Origin of the sequence: Cryobacterium sp. PH31-L1 (assembly GCF_030063145.1) — a bacterium.
Classification (GTDB): Bacteria; Actinomycetota; Actinomycetes; order Actinomycetales; family Microbacteriaceae; genus Cryobacterium.
Genome location: NZ_JASISM010000008.1, coordinates 1 through 23,678, shown reverse-complemented (window position 1 = coordinate 23,678; position 23,678 = coordinate 1). Strand labels below are relative to the sequence as shown.

General features: G+C 65.2%; 22 protein-coding genes and 1 tRNA gene. 16 read left to right on the top strand and 7 right to left on the bottom strand.

Going from position 1 to position 23,678, the window contains the following annotated elements; genetic code table 11:
* The first annotated feature begins 37 nt into the window (after positions 1-37).
* The 4 genes from manD to mfd all read left to right on the top strand — a co-directional run bounded on the left by manD (position 38) and on the right by mfd (position 6,418).
* Positions 38-1,267, top strand: a complete 1,230-nt coding sequence (gene manD, locus QMF22_RS15090; protein ID WP_283455083.1) for a D-mannonate dehydratase ManD — start codon at positions 38-40, stop codon at positions 1,265-1,267.
* Between the two features lie 244 nt (positions 1,268-1,511).
* Positions 1,512-2,126: a 50S ribosomal protein L25/general stress protein Ctc gene (locus QMF22_RS15085; RefSeq protein WP_283455081.1), complete on the top strand. Its 615-nt coding sequence runs from the start codon at positions 1,512-1,514 to the stop codon at positions 2,124-2,126.
* A 59-nt stretch (positions 2,127-2,185) separates the two neighbouring features.
* The gene (gene pth, locus QMF22_RS15080) at positions 2,186-2,770 is read left to right on the top strand and encodes an aminoacyl-tRNA hydrolase (protein WP_283455254.1); all 585 of its coding nucleotides are present in this window, start codon (positions 2,186-2,188) and stop codon (positions 2,768-2,770) included.
* A gap of 18 nt (positions 2,771-2,788) precedes the next feature.
* The gene (mfd, locus tag QMF22_RS15075; RefSeq protein WP_283455079.1) at positions 2,789-6,418 is read left to right on the top strand and encodes a transcription-repair coupling factor; all 3,630 of its coding nucleotides are present in this window, start codon (positions 2,789-2,791) and stop codon (positions 6,416-6,418) included.
* On the opposite strand, the gene nhaA is transcribed toward mfd, so the two are convergent.
* Positions 6,415-7,788, bottom strand: a complete 1,374-nt coding sequence (gene nhaA, locus QMF22_RS15070; RefSeq protein ID WP_283455077.1) for a Na+/H+ antiporter NhaA — start codon at positions 7,786-7,788, stop codon at positions 6,415-6,417. The two genes, mfd and nhaA, sit on opposite strands and share 4 nt — an antisense overlap.
* Before the next feature lie 146 nt (positions 7,789-7,934).
* On the opposite strand from nhaA, the gene QMF22_RS15065 reads away from it, so the two are divergent.
* Positions 7,935-8,687, top strand: a complete 753-nt coding sequence (locus QMF22_RS15065; RefSeq protein WP_283455075.1) for a nucleoside triphosphate pyrophosphohydrolase — start codon at positions 7,935-7,937, stop codon at positions 8,685-8,687.
* Positions 8,688-8,690: 3 nt separating this feature from the next.
* Here QMF22_RS15065 and QMF22_RS15060 read toward each other — a convergent pair whose 3' ends face one another.
* Complete coding sequence (locus QMF22_RS15060) at positions 8,691-9,776, bottom strand: ABC transporter permease (RefSeq protein WP_283455073.1); 1,086 nt, start codon at positions 9,774-9,776, stop codon at positions 8,691-8,693.
* Positions 9,773-10,780 carry an ABC transporter ATP-binding protein gene (locus tag QMF22_RS15055; protein WP_283455072.1) on the bottom strand — a complete coding sequence of 336 codons (1,008 nt, stop codon included), beginning with the start codon at positions 10,778-10,780 and terminating at the stop codon, positions 9,773-9,775. The genes QMF22_RS15060 and QMF22_RS15055 overlap by 4 nt, the downstream gene beginning before the upstream one ends.
* Positions 10,781-10,873: 93 nt before the next feature.
* Here QMF22_RS15055 and hisS point away from each other — a divergent pair, with 93 nt between their 5' ends.
* The 7 genes from hisS (at position 10,874) to QMF22_RS15020 (ending at position 17,671) form a co-directional block, all read left to right on the top strand.
* The gene (gene hisS / locus QMF22_RS15050; RefSeq protein ID WP_283455070.1) at positions 10,874-12,127 is read left to right on the top strand and encodes a histidine--tRNA ligase; all 1,254 of its coding nucleotides are present in this window, start codon (positions 10,874-10,876) and stop codon (positions 12,125-12,127) included.
* 116 nt (positions 12,128-12,243) lie between these two features.
* Positions 12,244-13,524: a phosphopyruvate hydratase gene (gene eno / locus QMF22_RS15045; protein ID WP_283455068.1), complete on the top strand. Its 1,281-nt coding sequence runs from the start codon at positions 12,244-12,246 to the stop codon at positions 13,522-13,524.
* A 115-nt stretch (positions 13,525-13,639) separates the two neighbouring features.
* On the top strand, positions 13,640-14,143 hold the full coding sequence (locus QMF22_RS15040) for an FtsB family cell division protein (protein ID WP_283455066.1): 504 nt from the start codon (positions 13,640-13,642) through the stop codon (positions 14,141-14,143).
* Positions 14,140-14,676 carry a DUF501 domain-containing protein gene (locus QMF22_RS15035; protein WP_283455064.1) on the top strand — a complete coding sequence of 179 codons (537 nt, stop codon included), beginning with the start codon at positions 14,140-14,142 and terminating at the stop codon, positions 14,674-14,676. The genes QMF22_RS15040 and QMF22_RS15035 overlap by 4 nt, the downstream gene beginning before the upstream one ends.
* Positions 14,673-15,989: a S8 family serine peptidase gene (locus tag QMF22_RS15030; RefSeq protein ID WP_283455061.1), complete on the top strand. Its 1,317-nt coding sequence runs from the start codon at positions 14,673-14,675 to the stop codon at positions 15,987-15,989. The genes QMF22_RS15035 and QMF22_RS15030 overlap by 4 nt, the downstream gene beginning before the upstream one ends.
* Positions 15,990-16,011: 22 nt before the next feature.
* A complete protein-coding gene (locus QMF22_RS15025) occupies positions 16,012-17,523 on the top strand; it encodes an NAD(P)/FAD-dependent oxidoreductase (RefSeq protein ID WP_283455059.1) in 1,512 nt (503 codons plus the stop codon).
* 71 nt (positions 17,524-17,594) lie between these two features.
* Positions 17,595-17,671, top strand: a tRNA-Leu gene (locus QMF22_RS15020).
* Between the two features lie 293 nt (positions 17,672-17,964).
* Here QMF22_RS15020 and QMF22_RS17545 read toward each other — a convergent pair.
* Positions 17,965-18,186: an OST-HTH/LOTUS domain-containing protein gene (locus tag QMF22_RS17545; protein WP_502846971.1), complete on the bottom strand. Its 222-nt coding sequence runs from the start codon at positions 18,184-18,186 to the stop codon at positions 17,965-17,967.
* A gap of 260 nt (positions 18,187-18,446) precedes the next feature.
* On the opposite strand from QMF22_RS17545, the gene QMF22_RS15015 reads away from it, so the two are divergent.
* From QMF22_RS15015 to QMF22_RS17405, 3 genes are all read left to right on the top strand, one after another.
* On the top strand, positions 18,447-18,869 hold the full coding sequence (locus QMF22_RS15015) for a nucleotidyltransferase domain-containing protein (RefSeq protein ID WP_283455057.1): 423 nt from the start codon (positions 18,447-18,449) through the stop codon (positions 18,867-18,869).
* A complete protein-coding gene (locus QMF22_RS15010) occupies positions 18,866-19,336 on the top strand; it encodes a HEPN domain-containing protein (RefSeq protein ID WP_283455055.1) in 471 nt (156 codons plus the stop codon). The genes QMF22_RS15015 and QMF22_RS15010 overlap by 4 nt, the downstream gene beginning before the upstream one ends.
* Before the next feature lie 432 nt (positions 19,337-19,768).
* A complete protein-coding gene (locus QMF22_RS17405) occupies positions 19,769-19,873 on the top strand; it encodes a hypothetical protein (protein WP_349357104.1) in 105 nt (34 codons plus the stop codon).
* A 251-nt stretch (positions 19,874-20,124) separates the two neighbouring features.
* Here QMF22_RS17405 and QMF22_RS15005 read toward each other — a convergent pair whose 3' ends face one another.
* The 3 genes from QMF22_RS15005 to QMF22_RS14995 form a co-directional block, all read right to left on the bottom strand.
* Entirely contained in the window at positions 20,125-21,420 is a 1,296-nt protein-coding gene (locus QMF22_RS15005) for an RNA polymerase sigma factor (protein WP_283455053.1), read from the bottom strand.
* A complete protein-coding gene (locus QMF22_RS15000; RefSeq protein ID WP_283455051.1) occupies positions 21,417-21,785 on the bottom strand; it encodes a YciI family protein in 369 nt (122 codons plus the stop codon). The genes QMF22_RS15005 and QMF22_RS15000 overlap by 4 nt, the downstream gene beginning before the upstream one ends.
* A 311-nt stretch (positions 21,786-22,096) precedes the next feature.
* Positions 22,097-22,453 carry a YciI family protein gene (locus tag QMF22_RS14995; protein ID WP_283455049.1) on the bottom strand — a complete coding sequence of 119 codons (357 nt, stop codon included), beginning with the start codon at positions 22,451-22,453 and terminating at the stop codon, positions 22,097-22,099.
* A 365-nt stretch (positions 22,454-22,818) separates the two neighbouring features.
* Here QMF22_RS14995 and QMF22_RS14990 point away from each other — a divergent pair, with 365 nt between their 5' ends.
* Positions 22,819-23,367, top strand: coding sequence for a hypothetical protein (locus tag QMF22_RS14990; protein WP_283455047.1), 549 nt, complete (start codon positions 22,819-22,821; stop codon positions 23,365-23,367).
* Positions 23,368-23,678: the final 311 nt, after the last annotated feature.

The window sequence follows — 23,678 nt, the reverse complement described above, 5'->3', positions numbered from 1 at the left end:
ACTCCCCATTGACGACCCGCACGACCAAGGAGAACGCATGAAGATCGACAGAGCAGAAGTCGTCGTCACCAGCCCGGATCGTAATTTCGTGACCCTGCGTCTCACTACCGACGACGGGCTCGTCGGACTCGGTGACGCCACCCTGAACGGCCGCGAACTGGCCGTGGTGGCCTACCTGCAGGAGCACGTCGTGCCGCTGCTGCTCGGCGCCGACGCCCACCGCATCGAAGACACCTGGCAGTTTCTCTACCGCAGCGCCTACTGGCGCCGGGGTCCGGTCACCATGGCCGCGATTGCCGCCGTCGACGTCGCGCTGTGGGACCTCAAAGCGCAGGCCGCCGGGATGCCGCTCTACCAGTTGCTCGGCGGAGCCAGCCGCGACAAGATCCTTGCCTACGGCCACGCCTCTGGGCGGGATCTGCCCGAACTGTTCGATTCCATTCGCAAGCACCAGGCGCTCGGCTACCGAGCCATACGGGTGCAGACCGCCATCCCCGGCCTGAAAGCCATCTACGGCGTCGCCGCGCAGACCCAGACCAGCGGCAAGCGTTACGACTATGAACCGGCGCAGCGCGCGGCCAGGCCCGCCGAAGAAGACTGGGATACGCGCGCTTACCTGCGGCACCTGCCGACCGTGTTCGAGGGCGTTCGCGGTGAGTTCGGTGCCGAACTGCCCCTGCTGCACGACGGTCACCACCGGATGACGCCGATCCAGGCCGCGAAACTCGGCAAGTCGCTCGAGCCCTACGACCTGTTCTGGCTCGAAGACTGCACCCCGGCCGAAAATCAGGATGCCCTGCGGCTGGTGCGCTCGCACACCACCACCCCGCTCGCGATCGGTGAGGTCTTCAACACGGTCTGGGACTACCAGACCCTGATCAAAGAACAGCTCATTGATTATGTGCGGTCGGCGGTCACCCACACCGGCGGTATCTCGCCCATGAAGAAGATTCTCGACTATGCCGCGCAGTACCAGATCAAGTCCGGCATTCACGGCCCGACCGACATCTCCCCCGTGGGCATGGCGGCGGCGCTGCACCTCGACCTGGCCATTCACAACTTTGGAATCCAGGAGTACATGCAGCACGGTGACGCCACCAACAGCGTTTTCGAACAGTCCTTCAGCTTTTCCGACGGGTACCTGCACCCCGGCAACAAGCCGGGCCTGGGCGTTGAGCTGAACGTGGACGAGGCCGGCAGATACCCGTACCAGACGGCGTATCTGCCCTTCAACCGGCTGGCCGACGGTACCGTCCACGACTGGTAGAGCAAGCGGACGACACGCCCGGGCTGCAAGGGTGGCTCGAACTGTGTAAGATTGAGACGAACTTCGGCGAGGGATAACGTCGTGCCTGCATTCTGGGCCGGCGGCATCCGTTATCGACGCGGCGGACGAGGCCTTGGGCTTTTCCTCACGCTGACATGCGTTCGAGTTGAATGAATACCCAACCTACGCGGGCTTCGGCCCGCGAACGACGACCCGGGCGCTCAGCCCCGCAAGGAGAAACATCATGGCTAAAGCCAAAGAAGTAAACAGCGTCATCGCTGAACTGCGCGAAAACTTCGGCAAGGGCGCGGCCCGCAAGCTGCGCGTGCTGGGCATGATCCCCGCCGTCATCTACGGCCACGGCACCGAGCCGGTGCACGTGTCGCTGCCCGCCCACCGCATCGGCCTGCTGCTGCGTCGCACCAACATGATCCTCGAACTGGACATCGCCGGCAAGAAACAGCTCGTTTTGGTCAAGGACGTGCAGAAGGACCCGGTGAAGTACATCATCGAGCACATCGACCTCATCGTCGTGCGCAAGGGTGAAAAGGTTCAGGTTGAGGTTCCCGTGCACATGACCGGCGAGTCCTTCGCCGGCACGATGGCAGATTTCGACACCAAGTCGCTCCTGCTCGAGGTTGAAGCCACCGACATCCCTGACTACCTCGAAGTGTCCATCGAAGGTCTCGAGGAAGGCGCGCAGATTCACGCCGCCGACGTCACGCTGCCCGCCGGTGCCGTACTCATTTCCGACCCCGACACCCTCGTCGTCTACGTGCACACGCCGCGTGGCGAAGCCGAGGATGAGGAGACCGAGGTCATCACCGCCGGCACGCCGGCCGCCACGCCCGCCGCGTAGCAGTCGCCCTCATCAACTGGTTCACCCGGGGTTGTCTCACACCACGACGGAGGATTCCCCTGGATACGAACCTCTGGCTCGTAGTCGGGCTCGGCAACCCCGGGCCCGACTACGCCGGCAATCGGCACAACGTCGGACAGATGGTGGCGGCACAACTCGCCGACCGTCTCACCTCAAACTTCAAGCGTCACAAAACGGCCGCCCTCGTCGCCGAGGGTCGCCTCTCACCCGGTGGACCCAAACTGGTGCTGGCCAAGCCCACCACGTTCATGAACGTATCCGGCAGCCCGGTCGCCGCGCTGCTGCGCTTCTATTCTCTGCCCGCCTCCCGGCTGATCGTCGTGCACGACGACCTTGACCTGCCCTTCGACACGCTCAAGATCAAGGTCGGCGGCGGTCACGGCGGTCACAACGGCCTGCGCGACATCATCGCCGCCACCGGAACCAACGAATTCATTCGAATTCGCATGGGTATCGGGCGTCCGCCCGGTCGCCAGAACCCGGCCGATTTCGTGCTGCACGACTTTGTCGCTGCCGAGCGCAGCATTCTGCCCAACCTGATAGCGGATGCCGCCGACGCGATCGAACTGATCGCCTCCGACGGCGTCGTGGCCGCCCAGCAGAAGTTTCACGCGCCCTCCTAGGCTGCGTAGACTCATTCAGTGATCCTTCAGGGCTTAATCGCAGCGCTCGCGCGCGCCTCCACGTTCGATAACGCCCTCGCCTACGCCAGCCGGGACGCTGATTTCAGTCTGACCGAGGGCCTGCGCGCCCCGCTGCTGGCGGCGCTGCTCGACCTGCGCCGGGACGACGCCCAGGCCCTGTTCGTCATCACCGCGACCGGCCGCGAATCCGAGGCGCTGCGCGAGAACCTCAGCTGCTTCGCCACGAGCGCTGAGATCATTGACTTTCCGGCCTGGGAAACGCTGCCGCACGAACGGCTCAGCCCGAGCGCGGAGATCGTGGGCAAGCGCCTGCACGCTCTCCGCCGCATGCGCGAGTGGCAGGAGCAAGACGCGAGTGAGCGGCATCCGCTTATCGTCGTCGCCTCCGTGCGGGCCGCCCTGCAGCCGGTCGCCGACAACCTCACCGACTACGAACCGATCGACCTCACGGTCGGCGGGCGCGGACACGACCTCGCGGCGATCGTGCTGCAGCTGGTCAACGTTGCCTATGCTCGGGTCGACATGGTCACCCGGCGCGGCGAGTTCGCCGTGCGCGGCGGCATCCTCGACGTGTTTCCGCCGGTCGCCGTACACCCCTACCGGGTGGAGTTCTTCGGCGACGAGGTCGAGCAGATCCGCCTGTTCAGCGTTGCCGACCAACGGTCGCTGCCCGAATCGGTCGAGTCGGTCAGCCTGCCGCCGAGCCGGGAGCTGCTGCTGAGCCCCGCCGTGCGGCAGCGTGCTCGGGAAATGCAGCACGAGTTTCCCAGCCTCGCCGGACTGCTGGCCAAGATCGCCGAGGGTATCCCGGTCGAGGGCATGGAAAGCCTCGCTCCCGCCCTGGTCGACCGGCTGGTTCCCGTCACGCACTACCTGCCGACCAACGCGGCCGTTGCGGTGATCTCGCCGGAGCGGGTCGCGAGTCGCGCGATCAGCCTCGCCGAAACCAATCGCGAATTCCTCGGTGCAGCGTGGAGTGCCGCCACGGCCGGTGCCGACGCCCCGATCGACCTCGAATCCGGCGATTTTCTCACCCTCGGGCGCCTGCGCGACAGTGTGAAGTACTCGGCGCCGGGGGCACCGGCCTCCGGTCACAGCTGGTGGACCCTGAGCACTTTTCAGGCCGCGCCGACCGACGCGCCCGTCCTGCCTGAACACCTCGAGATGGACGAACTGCTCACCATTCGCATCGAAGCGGATGCCGTCCCCACCTTCGCCGGGAGTGTCGACGGTGCCGTCGGGCACGTCGCAAGCCGGCTGCACGACGGTTGGGTCGTCGGCATCGTCGCCCAGGGCGTCGGCCTCGTGGAACGAGCGGCGCAGGTGCTCGCCGAGCGTGAACTGCCGGTGCGCGTCGTGGACGTGTGGCCGCTGGAGCCGGAACCGGGTATCGCCTACCTGCTGAAGGCATCCGTCGATCACGGGTTTGAGCTGCCGCAGAACAAGCTCGCGCTGATCAGCGAGAGCGAGTTCTACGGGCGCATCGTCGGCTATGACGCGCGCCAGATTAAGAAGCTCGCCAGTCGCCGCAAGAACGTCGTCGACCCGCTGCAACTGGTGGCTGGCGACCACGTGGTGCACCAGACGCACGGTATCGGCCGTTTTCTCGAACTGACCCAGCGGGAGGTGTCGAGCGGCGGGCGCAACCCGGTCAAGACCACCCGGGAATACCTCGTGCTGGAATACGCGCCGTCGAAGCGCGGTCACGCCGACGATCGGCTGTACGTGCCAACCGACCAGCTCGACCTCGTCACCCGCTATGTCGGCGGTGAAGCGCCGACCCTGAGCAAGATGGGCGGCAGCGACTGGTCGAGTGCCAAGACCAAGGCGCGCAAAGCGGTGCGCGACATCGCCGTGGAGCTGGTCAAACTGTATTCGGCGCGCATGGCCAGCAAGGGGCACGCGTTCGGGCCGGACACCCCGTGGCAGCGTGAGCTCGAAGAGGCCTTTCCGTTCGTGGAGACGCCCGACCAGCTGACCACGATCGATGAGGTCAAGGCCGATATGGAACGGCCCATTCCGATGGACCGGCTGCTCAGCGGTGACGTCGGTTTCGGCAAGACCGAGGTGGCCATTCGCGCCGCGTTCAAGGCCGTGCAGGACGGCAAGCAGGTGGCCATGCTCGTGCCGACCACCCTGTTGGTCAGCCAGCACATGGAGACTTTCAAGGAACGCTTTGCCGGGTTCCCCATTCACCTGCGGGCACTGTCGCGGTTTCAGACCGACAAGGAGTCCCGGGAGACGATCGCCGGCATGCTCGACGGCACCGTCGATGTCGTCATCGGCACGCACCGGCTGTTGTCTCCGTCGATCATCTTCAAAGATCTCGGCCTGGTCATCATCGACGAGGAGCAGCGGTTCGGCGTCGAACACAAGGACGCGCTGAAGAAGCTCAAGACCAACGTCGACATTCTTGCGATGAGTGCGACGCCCATCCCGCGGTCCCTCGAGATGGCGGTCACCGGCATCCGCGAGATGTCGACCCTGGCGACTCCGCCCGAAGATCGACACCCCATTTTGACCTTTGTGGGGCCGTACTCGCAGCGGCAGGTGGCCGCGGCCATCCGTCGTGAGCTGCTGCGCGAGGGCCAGATCTTCTTCGTGCACAACCGGGTGACCAGCATCAACCGCATGGCCGCGCAGATTGCCGAACTCGTGCCGGAGGCACGCATCGCGGTGGCACACGGACAGCTGCCCGAGGCACAGCTCGAACAGGTGGTCGGTGATTTCTGGGAGCGCAAGTTCGACATCCTGGTCTGCACCACGATCATTGAGACCGGCCTCGACATCAATAACGCCAATACCATCATCATTGACCGCGCCGACAAGTTCGGCCTGAGCCAGCTGCACCAGCTGCGCGGTCGGGTCGGTCGCGGGCGCGAACGGGCCTACGCTTACTTTCTGTACGACGAGAACAAGCCGCTGTCGGAGACCGCGCACGACCGGCTCGCCACCATTGCGGCGAACAACGAGCTCGGCGCCGGCATGCAGGTGGCCCTGAAAGACCTCGAGATTCGCGGGGCCGGCAACCTGCTCGGCGGGGAGCAGGCCGGCCACATCGCGGGCGTCGGCTTCGACCTGTACCTGCGCATGATCGGTGAGGCCGTCAGCACCTTCCGCGGCGATGTCGCCGAGGGGCAGACCGAGCTGCGGCTGGAGCTGCCGGTCGACGCGCATATTCCGCACGACTTCGTCGACAGTGAGCGGTTGCGGCTCGAGGCGTACCAGAAACTCTCCAGCGCGAGCTCGCCCACCGCGACCGACGATCAGATCGACCTCGTGCTCGACGAACTCACCGACCGATACGGTGAACCGCCCGTGCCGGTGCAGAACCTGGTGGCCGTGTCCCGGCTGCGCTGGCAGGCCCAGCAGGCCAACCTCAGCGAGGTCGTGGCCATGGGCTCCAACCTTCGGGTGGCACCGGCCGACCTGGCCGACTCGCTCCAGGTGCGCTTACAGCGGATGTATCCCGGCTCGCGTTACGTGTCGGCCACCGGCGCACTCAGCGTGCCGATGCCGCGGCCGAACGGCGAGCCGCTCGATGACAACGCCCTGATCGAGTGGACCAAGACGCTCCTCACTGCGATCTTCCCGCCGTCCGTACCGAGCGTTCGCGCCGGCAGCTAGCCCTTCGACGCCGCGTCTGTCTCGTAGACATCCGGAATGCCGTCGTTGTCGCTGTCCAGTGCGTCCTTCTCGGCGATACGCCCGTAGTGGCGGTTGCGCGCACGGAGGACGACCGTTGCCAGTAGCGCGGCCAACAACGACCCAACCAGGATGGCGACCTTGGCATGGTCGTCGTGCGGGCTGCCCTGCCCGAAGGCCAGCTCGCTGATCAGCAGGGAGACCGTGAAGCCGACTCCGGCCAGTAGTGAGACGCCGATCAGGTCAATCCAGGCCAGGTCGGGGTCGAGCGTGGCCTTGGTGGTCTTGGTGACGATGAAGGTCGCCAGGAGCACGCCGATCGGCTTGCCGACCACGAGGGCGATTACGATGCCCAGCGCAACGGGATCGGTGATGGCGCGAATCATGCCGTCGAGACCGCCGATTGTGACGCCGGCGGAAAAGAAGGCGAACACGGGGATGGCGATACCGCTGGACAAGGGGCGGATGCGGTGTTCGAGAGTTTCAGCCAGCCCGGGGCCGGCATCGGGGCCGCCTCCGCGTTTGCTGCGCAGAACGGGGACGGCGAATCCGAGCAGGACTCCAGCGACAGTCGCGTGTATACCGGAACCATGTACCAGCGCCCAGACGATGACGCCGAGAGGTAGCAGCAGCGCCCACGCCGCCCAGGCTCGGGTGCCGAAGAAATAGGAGAATTTGTGGGTCAGAATCCAGAAGAGCGCGAGCACGACAATCGCTAGCAGCAGTGGCAGAAGGGCGATGTCTGCGGTGTAGAAGAAAGCGATGATCGCAATCGCGAGCAAATCGTCGACGACGGCGAGCGTCAGCAGAAAGATGCGGAGCGCTGGCGGAAGCTTTGATCCAATGACGGCGAGCACGGCGACGGCAAACGCAATGTCCGTCGCGGTGGGAATCGCCCAGCCGCGCAGCGTTTCGGCGCCGGAGTCGAGGTTGATCAGCGTGTAGATGACCGCCGGAACGATCACGCCACCAACCGCTGCGGCCACCGGAACAATGGCCCGGTTCACACTGCGCAGGTCACCAGCCACGAATTCACGTTTCAGCTCGAGGCCGGCCAGAAAGAAGAAGATCGCCAACAGGCCATCGGCCGCCCAAGCGCCGAGGCTGAGCTGAAGGTGCCAGGGCTCATAGCCGATCGTGAAGTCGCGAAAGGCGTAGTAGGCGTCGGAGAATTCGGAGTTGGCCATGATGAGCGCGGCCACGGTGGCGGCGAGCAGAATCGCCCCGCCAACCGTTTCCTTGCGCAGGATGCCGGAGATACGCACGAACTCGCGGTAGCTGCCGCGGCGCAGAATGGTCGTGGTCGACGGTGCAGATTTTGGGGGAGTGGGCAGATTGGACGGTTCGGTCATGAGAATCCTCTGGTGTTTCGGGCGCGCACAAGCAACTGCCGACCAGACTTCCCGGCTCACCGTGAACCAGAATACACGACGTACCTGAGCGACCCTCTGGCAGTATGCCCGCCTACGATTGAAACGACGATCCAGGAGTGCCGACCATGACGAACCCAGTGTTTTCCGCTTCCCCCGCATCGAACCCCGAGGTGCCGACGAGCTCGCTCGACATACTCATCGCGACCGTGGCGCGGCTGCGCGCTCCTGGCGGATGTCCGTGGGACGCCGACCAGACGCACGCCTCGCTCGTGCGCCACCTGGTCGAGGAGACCCACGAACTGATCGAGGCGATCGAAGACGGCAGTCGCGACGATCTGCTCGAAGAACTCGGTGATGTGCTGTACCAGGTGCTCTTTCACGCCGACCTGGCCGCGCACACGCCCGACGAGAATTTCGACATTCAGGATGTCGCTGCCCGGCTGACCGAGAAGATGGTCGGGCGGCATCCGCACGTGTTCGGTGATGTCACGCTGGAGACGGCGGAGGAAGTCTCAGCCGCTTGGGACGGTTTCAAAGCCGAAGAGAAGCCGGGGCGCACGAGCGTGCTCGACGGTATTCCGGCCGGCATGCCGGCGCTGGCCCTCGCCGACAAGGTGCTCGGCCGGGCCGAGAAGCTCGGACTAATCGAAGCGGATGCCGGTTTCCCGCTTCCGATCGAGTCCGAGGCCGACCTCGGGCCGCTGTTGCTGGCCATCGTGGCGTCGGCTCGCTCGCAGGGCCTTGATGCCGAACGCGCCCTGCGCGGCGCCGTGCGCGATCTGCAGGCGGAGATCCGCGGAGCGGAAGCCCCCGCAGCTGCAGACAACGCGGTCGATGACGACGCCTTCGACGCCGGAATCATCGCCTTCCCGTCCTGACGTCTAGGCGATACGGCTTCCGGTGGGAAGGTGCGTCGCGGGGGTGCGGGTGCGGCGCCAGGCCCACGTCAGGGCGCCCGCGCCGAGCAGCAGGTGCATGGTGAGGCCGATGAACCAGCTCGGCACAGCACCGTCGTAGGTCTCCTGCGCGGTCGGCCGGGTGGAGGCTCCCTCGTCGAAATAGCCGTTGGCGGCTTCGTCGCAGCCGTTGTACTCCGAGTACAGCGCCGGGGGTGTCTGGGCGCCGCGCACGCCGACGGCGATCTGACCGAAAAGGTCGGTCGGGGAACCGTTCTCGTCGAAGCTGCCGGGCGAGGCATCCGCTACCACAACGTAGGGGTTCGCGGCGAGAATCCACCAGTAGTAGTCAAACCGCGGCACCGGGTAGGTCGAGGTCTGCGCGGTGGAGCAGATGATGTCCGACTGCTTGCCGGTTTGCTCGTCGTAGGTCGACGACACCACCTGGTAGTTCACGCTGGTTGCGTCCTGCTGGGTGGCGGTGCCGAGCAGAGCGAAGGCAATAAGCGTGCCGAGGCTGAGTGCCGCAACCAGGAGATAGGTCAGCACGATGGAGAACAGCGGCCGGGTCAGGATGCCAGACAGCCCGACACCGACCGCAGCGATGACCCCGAGCTCGGCGGCGAGTACGAGCACGGAAACGCTTATCGTGCCGAGGGAGACCTCGCCGAGAACGACGGCGAAGATGAGAAAGGGGAGCGCCGCAGCGAGAAAGGCGAGCGCTGTGATCCACGCGGCCAGAAACTTGCCGAGCACGAGCTGCCCGGTGCCGATCAGCGTGACCTGCGTGGTGGCGAGGGTGCCGGCATCCCGGTCACCGTTGATCGCATTGCCGGACAGCGCAGGCGAGACCAGCGTGCCGAGCAGCAGCACGAAGAAGATGATGGCCCCGAACACGCCGCCGCCGCCGGACAGCCAGGCCGAGGTGGCCAGCCAGAGCAGAAAAGTGACGATTCCCACGAGCAGCATGAAGATGCCGAGCAGCACGTACCAGGAGACGCCGCGCACCCGTTGGCGCAGTTCCAGGGTGACAATGAGCCAGAGTCCGGTCAGGAACACGCGCTTGGTCATGGGGTTACCTCCGGGTTGACGACGATCGAACTGTGTCGTGCCGGTCTCTCTCGGGTGAGGTCGAGAAAAGTGTGTTCGAGGTTGCCGACGGCGGGGCCGAAGTCGCAGACCGGAACCCCGCTCAGCACCAGGTTGTGCAGCAGGGCGGCCGCCGAGGCTTCATTTTCCACCTGCACCAGGGTGCCGAGCTGGTCGACGCCGAGCACCTGCACGAGCGCCCCGACCACGCCCGGTGCGGCGAGCGCACCGGCCAGCGCCGCGTCATCAAGCGAGCGGATGCGCCAGGCCCTGGCGCTTGCGCCGGCCGCGGCCACCTGCTCCGGGCTCGCGGTCCGGCCGTCGGACAGGTACACCGCGGCATCCGCCATCTCGTCGAGCTCGGCGAGAACGTGACTGGAGACGAGGATGGCGGCGCCCTCACTGGCCAGGCGGCGGAGCAGCTGGCGCAGCGCGGCGCGGGCTGCCGGGTCGAGGCCGGAGGCCGGCTCGTCGAGCAGCAGCACGCTGGGGGAGTGCACGAGCGCCCTGGCCAGGCTCAGTCGTTGCTTCTGGCCCCGTGACAACACCCGCGAGGGGCGGTCGGCGAAGTCCGTAAGGTCGGTCAGAAGGATCAGCGCGTCGGCGCGCGCGGCGGCCTGCTCGCGGGTCATGCGGTACATGCGACCGGTGGTTTGCAGGGCTGCGCGGGCGGAGAGGCTTGGCCAGGAGCCGAGGGTGTCTGGCATCCAGCCCATCAGGGCGCGCACGCGTTCCGGTTCGGTGACCGGGTCGTGACCGTTGATGCGAATGCTGCCCGCATCGGGTGTGAGCAGCGTGGCAAGCATGAGCAGCAGCGTGGTCTTGCCCGAGCCGTTCGGCCCGATCAGGGCCGTGACCGACCCGGCCGGTACCGTGAGGGTCGCATCGAGCAGCGCGAACACGCTGCCGAATGCCCGGCTCACCCCGGTCACCGCGATGCCGCTCGGCACGATCCCGTCCGAGCCGAAAATCGTCGTCGCTGACATTGCGACACCCCCAGTTGTTTCCCCCGAGTCTACGGGCGTTCCCGTTCGGGGTGGGCGGTGCAACGCGTCGACGGCACCTGAGAGAATTGCCCCATGGCTATTGCAGTGACCCCGCCGCGCGGTATGCGCGATTTTCTCCCCGCCGACAAGGCCGTTCGTGAGCGTTCGCTCGGAATCATCCGCGGCAGTTTTCGTGCGCACGGTTTCGATGAGATCGAAACGCCGGTCATGGAAGACGCCGCCCGACTGCACTCTGGCCTGGGCGGCGACAACGAGAAGATCGCTTTCGCGGTGCTCAAGCGCGGTCTCAGCCCAGCGGATGTTGCCGCCGCGGCCGAGCAAAACGACCTTGCGTCCCTGGCCGACCTCGGCCTGCGCTTCGACCTGACGGTTCCGCTCGCCCGGTTCTACGCCACCCACCGTGCCGCGCTGCCGACCGTGTTCCGGTCGATTCAGATCGCTCCGGTCTGGCGAGCCGAACGCCCGCAAAAGGGGCGCTACCGCCAGTTCATGCAGTGTGACATCGACATCATCGGGGAGGCCGGCCCGCTCGCCGAGATCGAACTGATCACCGCGACGGCCGCAACGCTGGAAAAGCTCGGCCTTACCGGCTGTTCCATTCGAATCAATGACCGCCGCATCCTCTTCGGCCTGCTCGCACACTGGAAAGTCGCGGCCGAGCTGACCGATCCGGCGCTGATCGTGATCGACAAGCTCGACAAGATCGGTGTCGACGGCGTCGATGCCGAACTTCGAGCCCTCGGCATCGACGCGCCCGACCTTGCCACGCTGCTCACCGAGCTCGGTACCGGCGGCTGGGCCCTCGGGGCAGGTGCGCCGGACTGGCTCGACCAGACGGCCTTCGCCGACCTCGAAGCCCTTCGCGCTGCACTCCCCGGCGTGGACCTCGAGTTTGACCCCACCCTGGTGCGCGGCATGGGCTACTACACCGGCACCATCTTCGAAATTTCCCACCCGTCGCTCGGCTATTCCCTCGGCGGTGGCGGCCGGTACGACGGCATGATCGGCCGGTTCCTCGGCACCGACGTGCCAGCCTGCGGATTCTCGATCGGCTTTGAACGCATCGTCGACCTGCTGCAAGCGGATGCCGAATCCGCTCTCAACGCGGTCGTGTTGGTGCACGAGAAGGACGCCGACCCGGCAAGTCTGGTCGCCCTCAAGCGCGACCTCGTTGCCGCGGGGCTGCGGGTGCGGCTGGAACGCCGCACCAAGAACCTCAAGGCGCTGCTCGATCGGGCTGGCGAGGCCGGCTACGGACGCTTCGCGTTCGTGACCGCTGACACTGCAACCAGCGACGACCTCGACCTCAAGCCGCTCGGCGTCTGAGCGGACCGGCCAGCCCCTGCAGATCAGCGGATCGGCTGACGGGTTTAGTTAGACTGAATCCGCGACACATCCGAGCGTCCACCCAGACGTTCACCCCGACAAATCAGGAGACAGTTGTGGCCCTAATTGAGGCAGTAGACGCACGCGAAATTCTCGACTCTCGTGGCAACCCGACCATCGAGGTCGAAGTTCTGCTCGGCGACGGAACAGTCAGCCGTGCTGCTGTGCCGTCCGGAGCGTCGACCGGCGTGTTCGAGGCCTACGAGCTGCGCGACGGCGACAAAGCCCGCTACCAGGGCAAGGGCGTACTCAAAGCCGTCGAAGCCGTCATCGACGACCTCGGCCCCGCGGTGGAAGACATCGACGCGACCGACCAGCGCATCGTCGACCTCGTGCTCATCGAAGCCGACGGTACCGACAACAAGGAGCGCCTCGGCGCCAACGCCATCCTCGGCGTGAGCCTGGCCGTGGCCAAGGCCGCTTCGAGCTCGGCCGGGCTGCCGCTGTTCCGCTACCTCGGTGGCCCGAACGCGCACACCTTGCCAGTGCCCCTCATGAACATCATCAACGGCGGTTCGCACGCCGACAACGATGTCGACATCCAGGAATTCATGATCGTGCCGCTCGGCGCTGAGTCGTTCAGTGAGGCCCTGCGCTGGGGGGTCGAGACCTACCACTCGCTCAAGGCGCTGCTGCAGTCCAAGGGACTGTCCACCGGCCTCGGCGACGAGGGCGGCTTCGCTCCCAACCTGCCGAGCAACCGTGCGGCCCTCGACTTCATCGTCGAAGCCATCGAAAACGCCGGCTACGTTCCCGGCAAGGACATCGCCCTGGCCCTCGACGTGGCCGCGAGCGAATTCTTCAAGGACGGCAGCTACAACTTCGAGGGCAAAAAGCTCTCGGCCGAAGAGATGAGCGCGTACTACGCCGAGCTCGTCACCGACTATCCGCTCGTCTCCCTCGAGGACCCGCTCGAAGAAGACGACTGGGACGGCTACGTGCACCTCACAGCTTCACTCGGCGACAAGGTACAGATCGTCGGAGACGACCTGTTCGTGACCAATCCCCTGCGCCTGGCCAAGGGCCTCGAACTCAAGGCTGCGAACTCCATCCTGGTCAAGGTCAACCAGATCGGCACCCTAACCGAGACGATGGATGCCGTCTCTCTCGCCCAGCGCGCCGGCTACACCGCCATCATCTCGCACCGCTCCGGCGAGACCGAGGACACCTTCATCGCTGACCTCGCCGTCGCCACGGATGCCGGGCAGATCAAGACCGGCGCGCCGGCACGCAGCGAGCGCGTTGCCAAGTACAACCAGCTGCTGCGCATCGAGGAAGAACTCGGCGAGGCTGCGGTCTATGCCGGTCGCACCGCGTTCCCCCGCTTCACCGCGTAACAGCGCCCCACAACAAAGCTCGGGCTCCCGACCACCGATTTTGGCTGGTCGGGGGCCCACAGCTTTCGCTTGGTACCATTTTCACCAGCACGTCCAGCCAGCGAAAGGAGTTGCCGTGGATCAGAAACGACCTGCCCAGAGCGCGTCGGCAGCACGTCAACCCGCTGTCGCGGAAGCCGAGACGCCGGCCGGCGGCTGGCTGCGCAGCATCCGGTTCTCCGGATTTTCACTCGTGATGATGGTCGTCCTCATTCTTGCCGTCGTGGTGCTCGCGCCGAGCCTCCGCACCTACGCCGAGCAGCGGCAGCAAATCAGCCAGCTCAGTGCTGCTGTCGCCGACCAGAAGGCCGAGGTCGACCAGCTCACGAGCCAGCTGGAGCGCTGGAACGACCGTACCTATGTCACGACGCAGGCCCGCGAGCGGCTGTCGTACGTGCTGCCAGGGGACATCAGCTTTCTCGTCATCAACGATCTGCCGGTCGTCGCTCCGCTCGAAGCGGATACGACCCCGGTCAGCACGAATATTCAAAGCACCACAATTGATTGGCTGGGTTCCTTGTTCGCCTCCACCATGACGGCCGGCCTCGCTCCGCAAGCACCGGCACCGGTGGTGCCGTGACTCGGCCGCCGTTCGACCCGTTCACTGCGGCCGATATCGATCTCGTTTCGGCGCAGCTGGGTCGCCCGGCCCGCAACGTCGTCGGCATCGCCGCGCGCTGCGTCTGCGGAGCGCCGACCGTGGTCGCCACCGCACCCCGGCTGGCCGACGGCACCCCGTTTCCCACGCTGTACTACCTCTGCCATCCGGCCGCGACGGCGGCGATCTCATCTCTCGAGGCCACCCAGGTCATGAACGAATACAACGACCTGCTCGCCGAGGATGGCGAGCTGCGGGCAGCTTACGAGCGCGCTCACCAAAGTTTTCTGTTCGACCGCGACCAGCTTGGCACCGTGCCGGAAATCGCCGGGATCTCCTCCGGCGGCATGCCGAGCAGGGTCAAGTGTCTGCACGCCCTGGCCGCGCACTCCCTGGCCGCCGGGCCCGGTGTAAACCCGATCGGCGACCTCGCGCTGGCGCGAGCGGCCTGGTCGCCCTCGGTCTGCGTCTGCCTGGACTACAGTGCGGTGGCCGCCGGGACGGCTTCGGAGTGACTGCACTCTCGCGCCGTGTCACCACCGGTGTCGCGCTCGCCCTCGCCACAACGCTGTTCGGCGGCACTATCGCCGGCTCCGTCATGCTTGACGCGCCCGCAGCGCACGCCGACCAGATTCGTGACCTGCAGTACTGGCTGAACGACTACGGGTTCACCGAAGCCTGGAACACCACGCGGGGCGCCGGCGTCACCGTCGCCGTCATCGACTCCGGGGTCAAAGGCAGCGTCCCCGAGTTGAACGGCGTCGTGACCGGGGGAACGGATGTTTCCGGCCTCGGTTCCGCGAACGGCCAGACGCCGGTCGCCGGCGATGACGATGACGGCGAGCACGGCACCCTCGTGGCCTCTCTGCTGGCCGGTCGCGGAACCGGTGACGGCGCGGGCCTCATCGGGGTGGCGCCAGAAGCATCCATTTTGGCGGTGTCAGTCGCGTTCGGCAGCACCCGTTCCGCGGTGAGCAATGATGACCAGATCGCGCAGGGCATCCGCTGGGCTGTCGACAACGGTGCCGATGTCATCAATATGTCGCTGACCCGCAACACGCTGTACTGGCCGGAAAGCTGGGACGACGCCTTTCTTTACGCGTTTGACAATGATGTCGTCGTCGTGGCCGCGGCCGGCAACCGGGGAAGCGGTACCACCGAGGTCGGTGCTCCGGCGACGATTCCCGGCGTGCTCACGGTCGCCGGTGTTGACCGCAACAAGACGGCGAGTTTTGACGCTTCCTCGCAGGGAATCACCATCGCCATCGCCGCTCCGAGCGAGAAACTGGTCGGTGTCATGCCCGACTCGTCGTACGTGCAGTGGGACGGAACCAGCGCTGCGGCGCCGATCGTGTCCGGACTCGTCGCCCTCGTTCGAGCCGCGTACCCCGACCTTGACGCGGCAGGGGTCATGAACCGGGTGATTGCCACAGCGAACTCGAACGGGCAATCAGTGCCGAGCCCGATCTACGGCAACGGTCTAATCGATGCCGCGGCCGCGGTGACCCGCTACGTTGCTCCGGCAACCGGGGCCACTCCCAGCCAGTTGCTGACGGAGTGGATCACCCTGCACCGTCGGGCCGAGATCGAGGTCGTTCCCACCGAGGTTCCCGCCGCCGAAGCACCCGCAGCCGCGGACGACGACCCGGCGCTTCCGGCCCAAAACGTGCTCACGGCCTGGCTTCCCAACCAGCTGACATTGACTTATATCAGTCTGCCGCTCGCTGTACTCGTGGTGTTTGGTATCCTAGTAACGCTGCTCGGCATTGGGGCCACTCGGCATATCAAGCGAATTCGGCGCAATCCCAAAGATTTCGCACAATCATAATCATGTAGGAGGCCTTCTCATCGTGCCCAAAATTCTCATTGTTGGTGGCGGCTACGCCGGTTTTTACACGGCGTGGAAGCTCGAGAAATGGCTACGATCCGGCGAAGCCGAGGTCACCATCGTGGACCCGCTGCCGTACATGACGTACCAGCCCTTCCTGCCGGAGGTCGCTGCCGGATCCATCGAACCGCGTCACGCGGTTGTGTCGCACCGTCGTCACCTCAAGAAGACCAATGTTGTCTCCGCCAAGGTCACGCACGTGAACCACGCCGACAAGACGGCCACGATCACCCCGCCGATCGGCGAGCCGTACGAATTCAAGTACGACATCGTCGTGGTCACCGCCGGTGCTGTTTCGCGCACCTTCCCGATTCCGGGTGTTGCCGACCAAGCCATCGGCCTGAAGACCATCGAAGAAGCCGTCGCCATCCGCGACCGCGTGCTGACTAACTTCGACCGGGCCGCTGCCCTGCCGGCCGGTCCCGAACGCGAACGCCTGCTCACCTTCGTCGTGGTCGGTGGCGGTTTCGCCGGCATCGAGGTGTTCGCCGAGCTGCGCTCCTTCGCCACCTCGCTGCTCACTCTCTACCCGGAGATCAGCTTCGAAGAAACCAACTTTCACCTCATTGAGGCCATGGGTCGCATCATGCCCGAGGTGTCGCTCAAGACGAGCCTGTGGGTCATCGACAACCTCGCCGGTCGCGGCGCGCAGATTCACCTCGACACCCAGCTGACCAGTGCGGTCGACGGCAAGATCGAGCTCTCCACCGGAGAGACGTTCGAGACCGACCTCATCGTCTGGACGGCCGGCGTCATGGCCAACCCCACGATCGTGCGTCACACCGACCTTCCGATCGAAGAGCGTGGCCGCCTGCAGGTTCGCGCGGACCTGCGTGTTGGAACCGAAGACGACATCATCGTTGATGCCTGGGGCGCCGGCGACGTCAGCTGTGTCCCCGACCTGAGTGGTGGCGGTGTCGGTGGCAACTGCGTGCCCAACGCCCAGCACGCAGTGCGTCAGGGCAAGCTGCTCGCCAAGAACCTGGTCGCAGTACTGCGCGGCGAAGAGCCGGTGCAGTACCTGCACAAGAACCTCGGTGCCGTCGCCGGTCTCGGCATCGGTGTCGGCGTATTTCAGAGCGGCAACCTTGCCGTCACCGGCCTGCCGGCCTGGTTCGCCCACCGTGGTTACCACGGCCTGGCCATGCCCAGCTGGGAGCGCAAGTTCCGCGTCGTGTGGGGCTGGGTCAACAACGTGCTACTCGGTCGCGATGTCGTGTCGCTGAGTGCCACGGAACACCCGCGCGCTGTGTTCGAAGAGTTCGCTTCGCGCCCGAAGCCGCCGGCTCCTGCTGCTGCGGCTCTTGCTGCGCCCGCGGCCAAGGCGCCGACGGCTCCGCGTGCGCCTCGTGCGCCGCGCAAGCCCACGGCGAAGGCTGCTCCATCGGATGCCGCCGCCGGATCCACGAAGGCACCCTCCGCGCAGGCGCCGGTTGCCGAGAAGGCGGCCGCTGAGGCATCCGCTTCGAAGTAGCTTTTCGGTAGGTGCTGCCGGGCGATACTCGCGCGGCAGTACCTACGCTGTAAATGCCCGTCACCGGGCTCGCCCCCATAGCCCAATTGGCAGAGGCAGACGACTTAAAATCGTCACAGTCTGGGTTCAAGTCCCAGTGGGGGCACCATCTTTATTTCCGTATGATCTGGGCTTTACCTTAGTACCGGGTGCCTCAGGCCCTTCTTTGCCCACATTTGAATTCATTCGGGCCTGATCGAGGACCACCGCGCCGCTGTCCAGGTCGTCGTCGAAGAGGTCGGCGTACACGTCGAGGGTCATCGCGGCCGAGGCGTGGCCGAGCATCCGTCCCAGATCTGTCGCGTTCGTCGTCCGGCCTACAGGCGGCCGCAGGGAGTTCAGCAGTCGGTCTGAATGAATACCGACTAGAGCGCTCGTGCTCTTGCCCCGGTCGCGACCAGGTTATTCACCGTTCTCCTTTTTGTTTTGTACCTGAAGTCCGCCGGTGGGTCTGGTCTCGATGAGGAAGAGTTCCGCCGCTCGAACCAAGTCAGAAAGTTTTACGTAGCCCCATTTTCGGGAGTCGAAGTCGGGCTGTTGCTTCCGCACTAGCTGGCCCACCGTGGCAAGGTTCGCCCATCCGTCCTCTCCTGATGCACGCTGTCCCTGAGCCCTGTGACGAATTCGTCCGTCCCGCCTGCGTCGTCCTGCCTATTTCGGCTTCCATCGCTCCGGTGTTGTTTATCCACATAGACGATAGTAATATCGCGTATGTGAACATTCAGGCGCCAGCGCTAAGCCCGCTCTTCCGGTCAGATGCGCAGGGAGAAATTCTCGCACGACTCTTCCTGAATGCTGATCGGTCATTTACGATTGCCGAACTTGCTCGCGCCGCTAAGTCGCCGTATGCGAGCGCTCACCGAGAAGTCTCTCGCATTGTCCAGATGGGACTTGCCAGCACAGAGAAGCGCGGTCAGTCCGTCGAGGTTCGAGTGCGCTCGGATACGCCAGCTTTTCGGCCCCTCGCGGAACTGCTTGCCCTGACGTACGGGCCGGCTGTCGTGATACCCCAGCATTTGTCGGGGATATCCGGAATCGATCAGGCCTTCATCTATGGTTCCTGGGCCGCCCGCCGCGCGGGAGAGTCGGGGGACGCTCCGGCAGACATCGATGTACTCCTCGTCGGCAACCCGCCCCGTGGCGCTGTCAACGAGGCAGCACGCCTCGCCGGCGCCAGCCTGGGGCGGGAGGTGAACGTGCGAATCGTCAGCGCAGCCGCGTGGGAGGCCGCCAACACGGACCCGTTCCTGCGCACCCTAACCGAGCGTCCGATCGTGAGCCTTGAACTTCAGAAGGAGAATCCATGATCAACCATTGGGACCGCGGCCGATCCGAGGTTGACCTGCTTCTCAAACAAGGCCGTCTCACGGGGGTCGCAGCCAATAGTGACCTCGCCGAACGTCACCTTGCGCAGGCGCGGGTGCACCTCACGGCAGCCGTGACCCTGCGCGACCTCGATCCCGCCGGGGCGTTCACCCTCACATACGATGCGGTGCGCCTCGCGCTCGCGGCCATTCTGGTCAATCAGGGATTGAAGGCCCGTGGCGAAGGTGCACACGCCGTTCTGCTTGAAGTGGCGATCGCTCAACTCGACCCACCACGGCAGGTTGAAATTCGCGAATTCGACTCGATGCGTCGGCTCCGCAACTCGACGCAATACCCCGACCTCGACCGTCCATCGGCGAGTGTCGACGACGTTGATCAAGCCGTTCCCGCAGCAGGAGCGATCGCTGATCGTGCAGCTCGACTCCTTGAACTCATGCCGGCCTATTGACGGGGTTGAGACACCAAAAAATGCCCACGCGTTTGCCCACATTTTGCCGACAAATGTCGGAAAATGACGTGATTGTGGCACTACCCAAGTGACCCAAAAACGTTGATTTTACGCGGAAGCTGACTGTTCGCGGGGTGGCCATTGACCTCCCAATTGGTTTCAAGTCCCAGTGGGGGCACCACAGGCGCCACTCGGCTGCTCGCGTAGCCCCGTCTCCAGGACCTGTGCGGACGGCCGTGCTGCCCCGTCTTGGGCGAACGAACGGACGAAGTCTTGCGCTGAAGGGTGCGCTGCCGTTCAGTCGTCCGGTTGGACTATTCCTTCGCGGCTGCGACCATCGGCGTGGGGGAATGAACACGATGGCACGAATGCTTTTTGGCGATATCTCGCCAGGGCGGCGGAATCTGCCAATTCACCAACTTGCTTCATTGGATGGTGCTCTACAGCCCACTCACGATCACGGAGCACCACCACGATAGCCTGGACCTCTGTCCCGACTTCAACCGGCAGATCCGTTCGGTACTTGGACGTCGGTGATGTTCAACTATCTCGACTAACGAGTGCGAAACGACACCGACCAGGAATTTCAGTTCGTTGTGGCGACCACACCGGAATATCTGGTGGGCGAATTGCGCACCGCGACGGCACTCGACGTGACATTTCACATCCACGAGACCGACGCCTACTTCTATGAGCACGACGGCGACCTCTCGCGACAACCTGGTATGCCTCGTGCGGTGCGACACCGGCGTCCGGTCGCGCAACCGACCGGCCGCGCAACCGAACGGTCACCGACCGGTGCGGGCAGCGAGGAGTCGACGCTCGGCGTCGTTCGCTGTCAGTTCCAGGGCGTGCAGATCCGCGGCGAGTGCCTCGTCGTCGCGTCCGAGCCGGCGCAGCAGGTGCGCGCGCACGGCATGCCAGAGGTGGTTCCGCGTGAGCTTGCCCTCAAGGGCGTCCACCTCGGTGAGCGCTGCCGTGGGGGCTCCCACCCGATCCAGGGCTACGGCACGATTGAGCCGCACCACAGGAGATGGGTCGTAGCCGAGGAGCAGGTCGTAGAGCACGAGCACCTGCAGCCAGTCCGTTTTCACTGCGGTCTCGGCATCCGCGTGGCACGCGGCGATCGCCGCGTGCAGCTGCCAACGGCCCGGGCGACGTAACCGGGCGGCCTGTTCCAGCTCGGCGCGTGCGCGAGCTATGAGAGTCTGGTCCCATCTGGACCGGTCCTGATCGGCCATCAGCACCAGTTCGCCATCCACGGACCGTGCCGATTCTCGCGCCCGGTGGAACAGCAGTAGCGCGAGGAGGCCGTGAGCCTCTGCCTCGCGCGGCAGGGCCGCCACAATCACGCCCGCCAGCCACAGCGCGTCATCGGCGAGGTCGCGGTCTGCGGCTGCGTCGCCGCCGGCAACCAGATGAGCTTCGTTGTACATGACCGACACGATCGTGAGGACGATGTCGAGCCGTGCCGCCCGATCCGTCGCCTCCGGTATCCGCAGCAGGATGCCTGTCGCGCCGATCTTCCGCTTGGCGCGCACGATTCGCTGCGCCGTCGCGGGCTCGGTGCTGAAGGTGGCACGCGCGATCTGCGCCGTGGTGAGGCCGCACACCGCTCGCAGCGTGAGCGCGAGTTGAGCCTCCGGCGCCAATGCGGGGTGGCAGCAGCCGAACAGCAGCGGAAGACGGTCGTCGAGCTCGGCGGGCGAATTGGGCCAGGCGTCTTCCTGTGCCGCGGACTCCGAATCGACGCCGGGTACCATGCCGGCCAGCTTCTCGCGGTACCTTTTCTCGCGGCGCAGGCGATCGAGCGCGTTATGACGCGCGGCTTGCGTGAGCCAAGCGCCCGGGTTCGGCGGGATCCCGCCCTTCCGCCACGCGCGGAGCGCCTCATCCACGGCCTCGGCCACCGCTTCTTCGGCGATGTCCAGGCTGCCGAGAGACCGGGCCAGGGCCGCCACGATTCGTCCGGACTCCTCGCGCACGACTTGCGAGAGGAGGAGATCGGATGCCGCGACCTTGCCGCTCGGGCCGCTCGGCGCGCTCGCGTCGTCCGGACGGGCCGCGGCATCCGAGCCGCTCACTCCTCGGGCTGGCTGCCGATGGTCAAGATCGGGCGGATCTCCACACCCCAGCCGGGCAGTTCGAGGAACGGCCATGTGCGGACCAGCGCGATCGCGGCGTCCAAATCCGGGACGTCGATGATACTGAAGCCGCCGACGACCTCCTTGGCCTCCGAGAACGGCCCATCGACCAACACGGTGCCGCTCTCGCCGTACTTCACGGTGGTCGCCGTCTCGACGGGCTGCAGTTGGACTCCACCATCGGCGATTTGCGCGGCATGCTCCGCGTACCACTGGTACGCGCGCCCGTAAAGGCCCTGCATCCGGTCCGCCGGCACTTTCGCGTCGAGCTCGGGGTCGAAGGTAAACATGATGACGTACTTCACGGTCGTATCCTTTCGTCAATGGAATCGTTTCATTCTTACAGCGAACCGACAAGCCCGTTTTCGACAGTTCTCGAAGAAAATTCTCAGAAGAGAGAGACCGGGTTGAAGATGTCGTCGAGGATGAGCTCTCCATCCATCGCGATCAACGCGATGACCAGGACAAAGATGAGCGGCACGGGTTTGGCCGCATCGACGAGCGTCGGGGCGTCGAGCGGAGCACGAAGGCCCGCTCTGAGCGGCGGGCCTGCGCCAGCGCAGGGCCGCCGCGCCCTCCCGCACGGCGGACGCGGTCGGCTCGTCGCCTGGAGCGATTAGAACGGGTTCGTCGACGGGTCCACGAGCGGGCGAACCTCGACGCCGCCGAAGGGGGCCGGGCAGAGCTTGGCGATCTCGACGGCGTGGTCAAGGTCGCGCGCCTCGAAAGAATAGTAGCCGCCGAAGGCCTCCTCGGACTCGACGAACGGGCCGTCCGTCACCATGCCGCGACCCTTGATCGTTTTGGCCGTCGTCACGGACGCGAGCGCCTCCCCGCCCGTGAGGGCCCCACCGAGCTCGGAGATCTGGTTTCTGAACGTGTTGTGCGCGTCGATCAGCGCGCCCCACTCCTCGGGCGACATGGTCGCGTAGCGCGCCTGGTCTTCGTAGATTAGGACTATGTACTGGGACATGGAGCTGCCTCCTGCATTAGATCGCGGGCCGGACTGTCCGGCCCCGTCATCAAGACAGCGAACAACCTGCCCCGGATCGACAGCTGGGCCAAGATTTTTCAAGATATCTCCGGCGCCGCCATGTGCGCCGGGGTCGGCTTTGCGTGCTGAAGTGCACTCCAGCGGCCCCACCTGACGCTCCGTATAGTGCGGCTAGTCATGTCACCCGAGGTACTCGGACGGCTCACTCGTCGCTCGGCCAGGCGGCATGTCCGGCAAGCCTCCAAAACCCGCGCCATCACTGCGAGTTCTCCCCGCACTAGCCGGGCGAAATCCTGGTCAGGGACGACGAGCCTCGGGCTAGCCCGATCAGATAGATTCGGCCCATGACCAAACCACAAAGCGTTGGCCCGTATGTGAAAGTGACGAAGCGAGGATGGTCGGAATGGGTTGCCGTGATCGACGCTATGGGTGGTCGGGAGCTGCCTCATCCCGACATCGTGCCGCTGGTACAACATGAAATCGCGCATCTGGAATTGAAAAATCACGGGTGGTGGGCGCAGGGCATCACGATCGCTTACGAACAGTACATCGGCCGCCGTATCCCCGGACAGCAAGGAGACGGCACCTTTGCCTCCAGCGCCAGCAGGACAATATCCGGCAGTATGGACGCGGCACTTACCGCCTGGACTGCTCTGGTCGGCGGCCGTACGTCGTTCAACGGGCTCGAGGTGACGGACGAGTCGACGACTTCAACGACCGCGAAGTGGCGCTACTGGCGTTGTGGATTAGAGGATGACTCCCGTGTCAATGTCACGATCAACGAGTCGACACCCGGCAAGAGTCGGGTGGCGGTGCAGCATAGCCAGCTCGGCTCGCCGGAGGCTGCGGCAGTGTGCAAATCCTACTGGAAGGCTCAACTCGCGTCACTGTGATCGAGGGACCGGGCGGTTGTGGCGGCCGTGCGGCGCCAACCGACGGCGATGTTCCCGCTTGGGAACCCGACAATCGCGAGACCAGTGATTTGTGCAAGGATTCGCGGCGGGTGCGTGCTCGCCCCTCCCGATGAGGGTGGCACCCAGGCTCTTGAACACGATGAACAGTCCGGTGATCGACCGTTGTTAACGCCGAGCCAAAACAGGGCCAATAGTGCCGTTTGAAAACAGGACCACTATCTGTGTTTTCTACTATGCCGTATCAGCGGCGGGCTGGTGGCTCTTGAGTCGATAGCTGACGCCTTGGAGGC

What these genes read in the sequence shown, in the direction of transcription:
- QMF22_RS17405 (WP_349357104.1), top strand. Translation starts at nt 19,769, where the DNA reads ATGGTGCTCTACAGCCCACTCACGATCACGGAGCACCACCACGATAGC.
- QMF22_RS14990 (WP_283455047.1), top strand. Translation starts at nt 22,819, where the DNA reads ATGACCAAACCACAAAGCGTTGGCCCGTATGTGAAAGTGACGAAGCGA.
- QMF22_RS15015 (WP_283455057.1), top strand. Translation starts at nt 18,447, where the DNA reads ATGGGACTTGCCAGCACAGAGAAGCGCGGTCAGTCCGTCGAGGTTCGA.
- nhaA (WP_283455077.1), bottom strand. Translation starts at nt 7,788, where the DNA reads ATGACCGAACCGTCCAATCTGCCCACTCCCCCAAAATCTGCACCGTCG.
- QMF22_RS15010 (WP_283455055.1), top strand. Translation starts at nt 18,866, where the DNA reads ATGATCAACCATTGGGACCGCGGCCGATCCGAGGTTGACCTGCTTCTC.
- QMF22_RS15055 (WP_283455072.1), bottom strand. Translation starts at nt 10,780, where the DNA reads ATGTCAGCGACGACGATTTTCGGCTCGGACGGGATCGTGCCGAGCGGC.
- QMF22_RS15060 (WP_283455073.1), bottom strand. Translation starts at nt 9,776, where the DNA reads ATGACCAAGCGCGTGTTCCTGACCGGACTCTGGCTCATTGTCACCCTG.
- QMF22_RS15085 (WP_283455081.1), top strand. Translation starts at nt 1,512, where the DNA reads ATGGCTAAAGCCAAAGAAGTAAACAGCGTCATCGCTGAACTGCGCGAA.
- hisS (WP_283455070.1), top strand. Translation starts at nt 10,874, where the DNA reads ATGGCTATTGCAGTGACCCCGCCGCGCGGTATGCGCGATTTTCTCCCC.
- QMF22_RS14995 (WP_283455049.1), bottom strand. Translation starts at nt 22,453, where the DNA reads ATGTCCCAGTACATAGTCCTAATCTACGAAGACCAGGCGCGCTACGCG.
- QMF22_RS15065 (WP_283455075.1), top strand. Translation starts at nt 7,935, where the DNA reads ATGACGAACCCAGTGTTTTCCGCTTCCCCCGCATCGAACCCCGAGGTG.
- manD (WP_283455083.1), top strand. Translation starts at nt 38, where the DNA reads ATGAAGATCGACAGAGCAGAAGTCGTCGTCACCAGCCCGGATCGTAAT.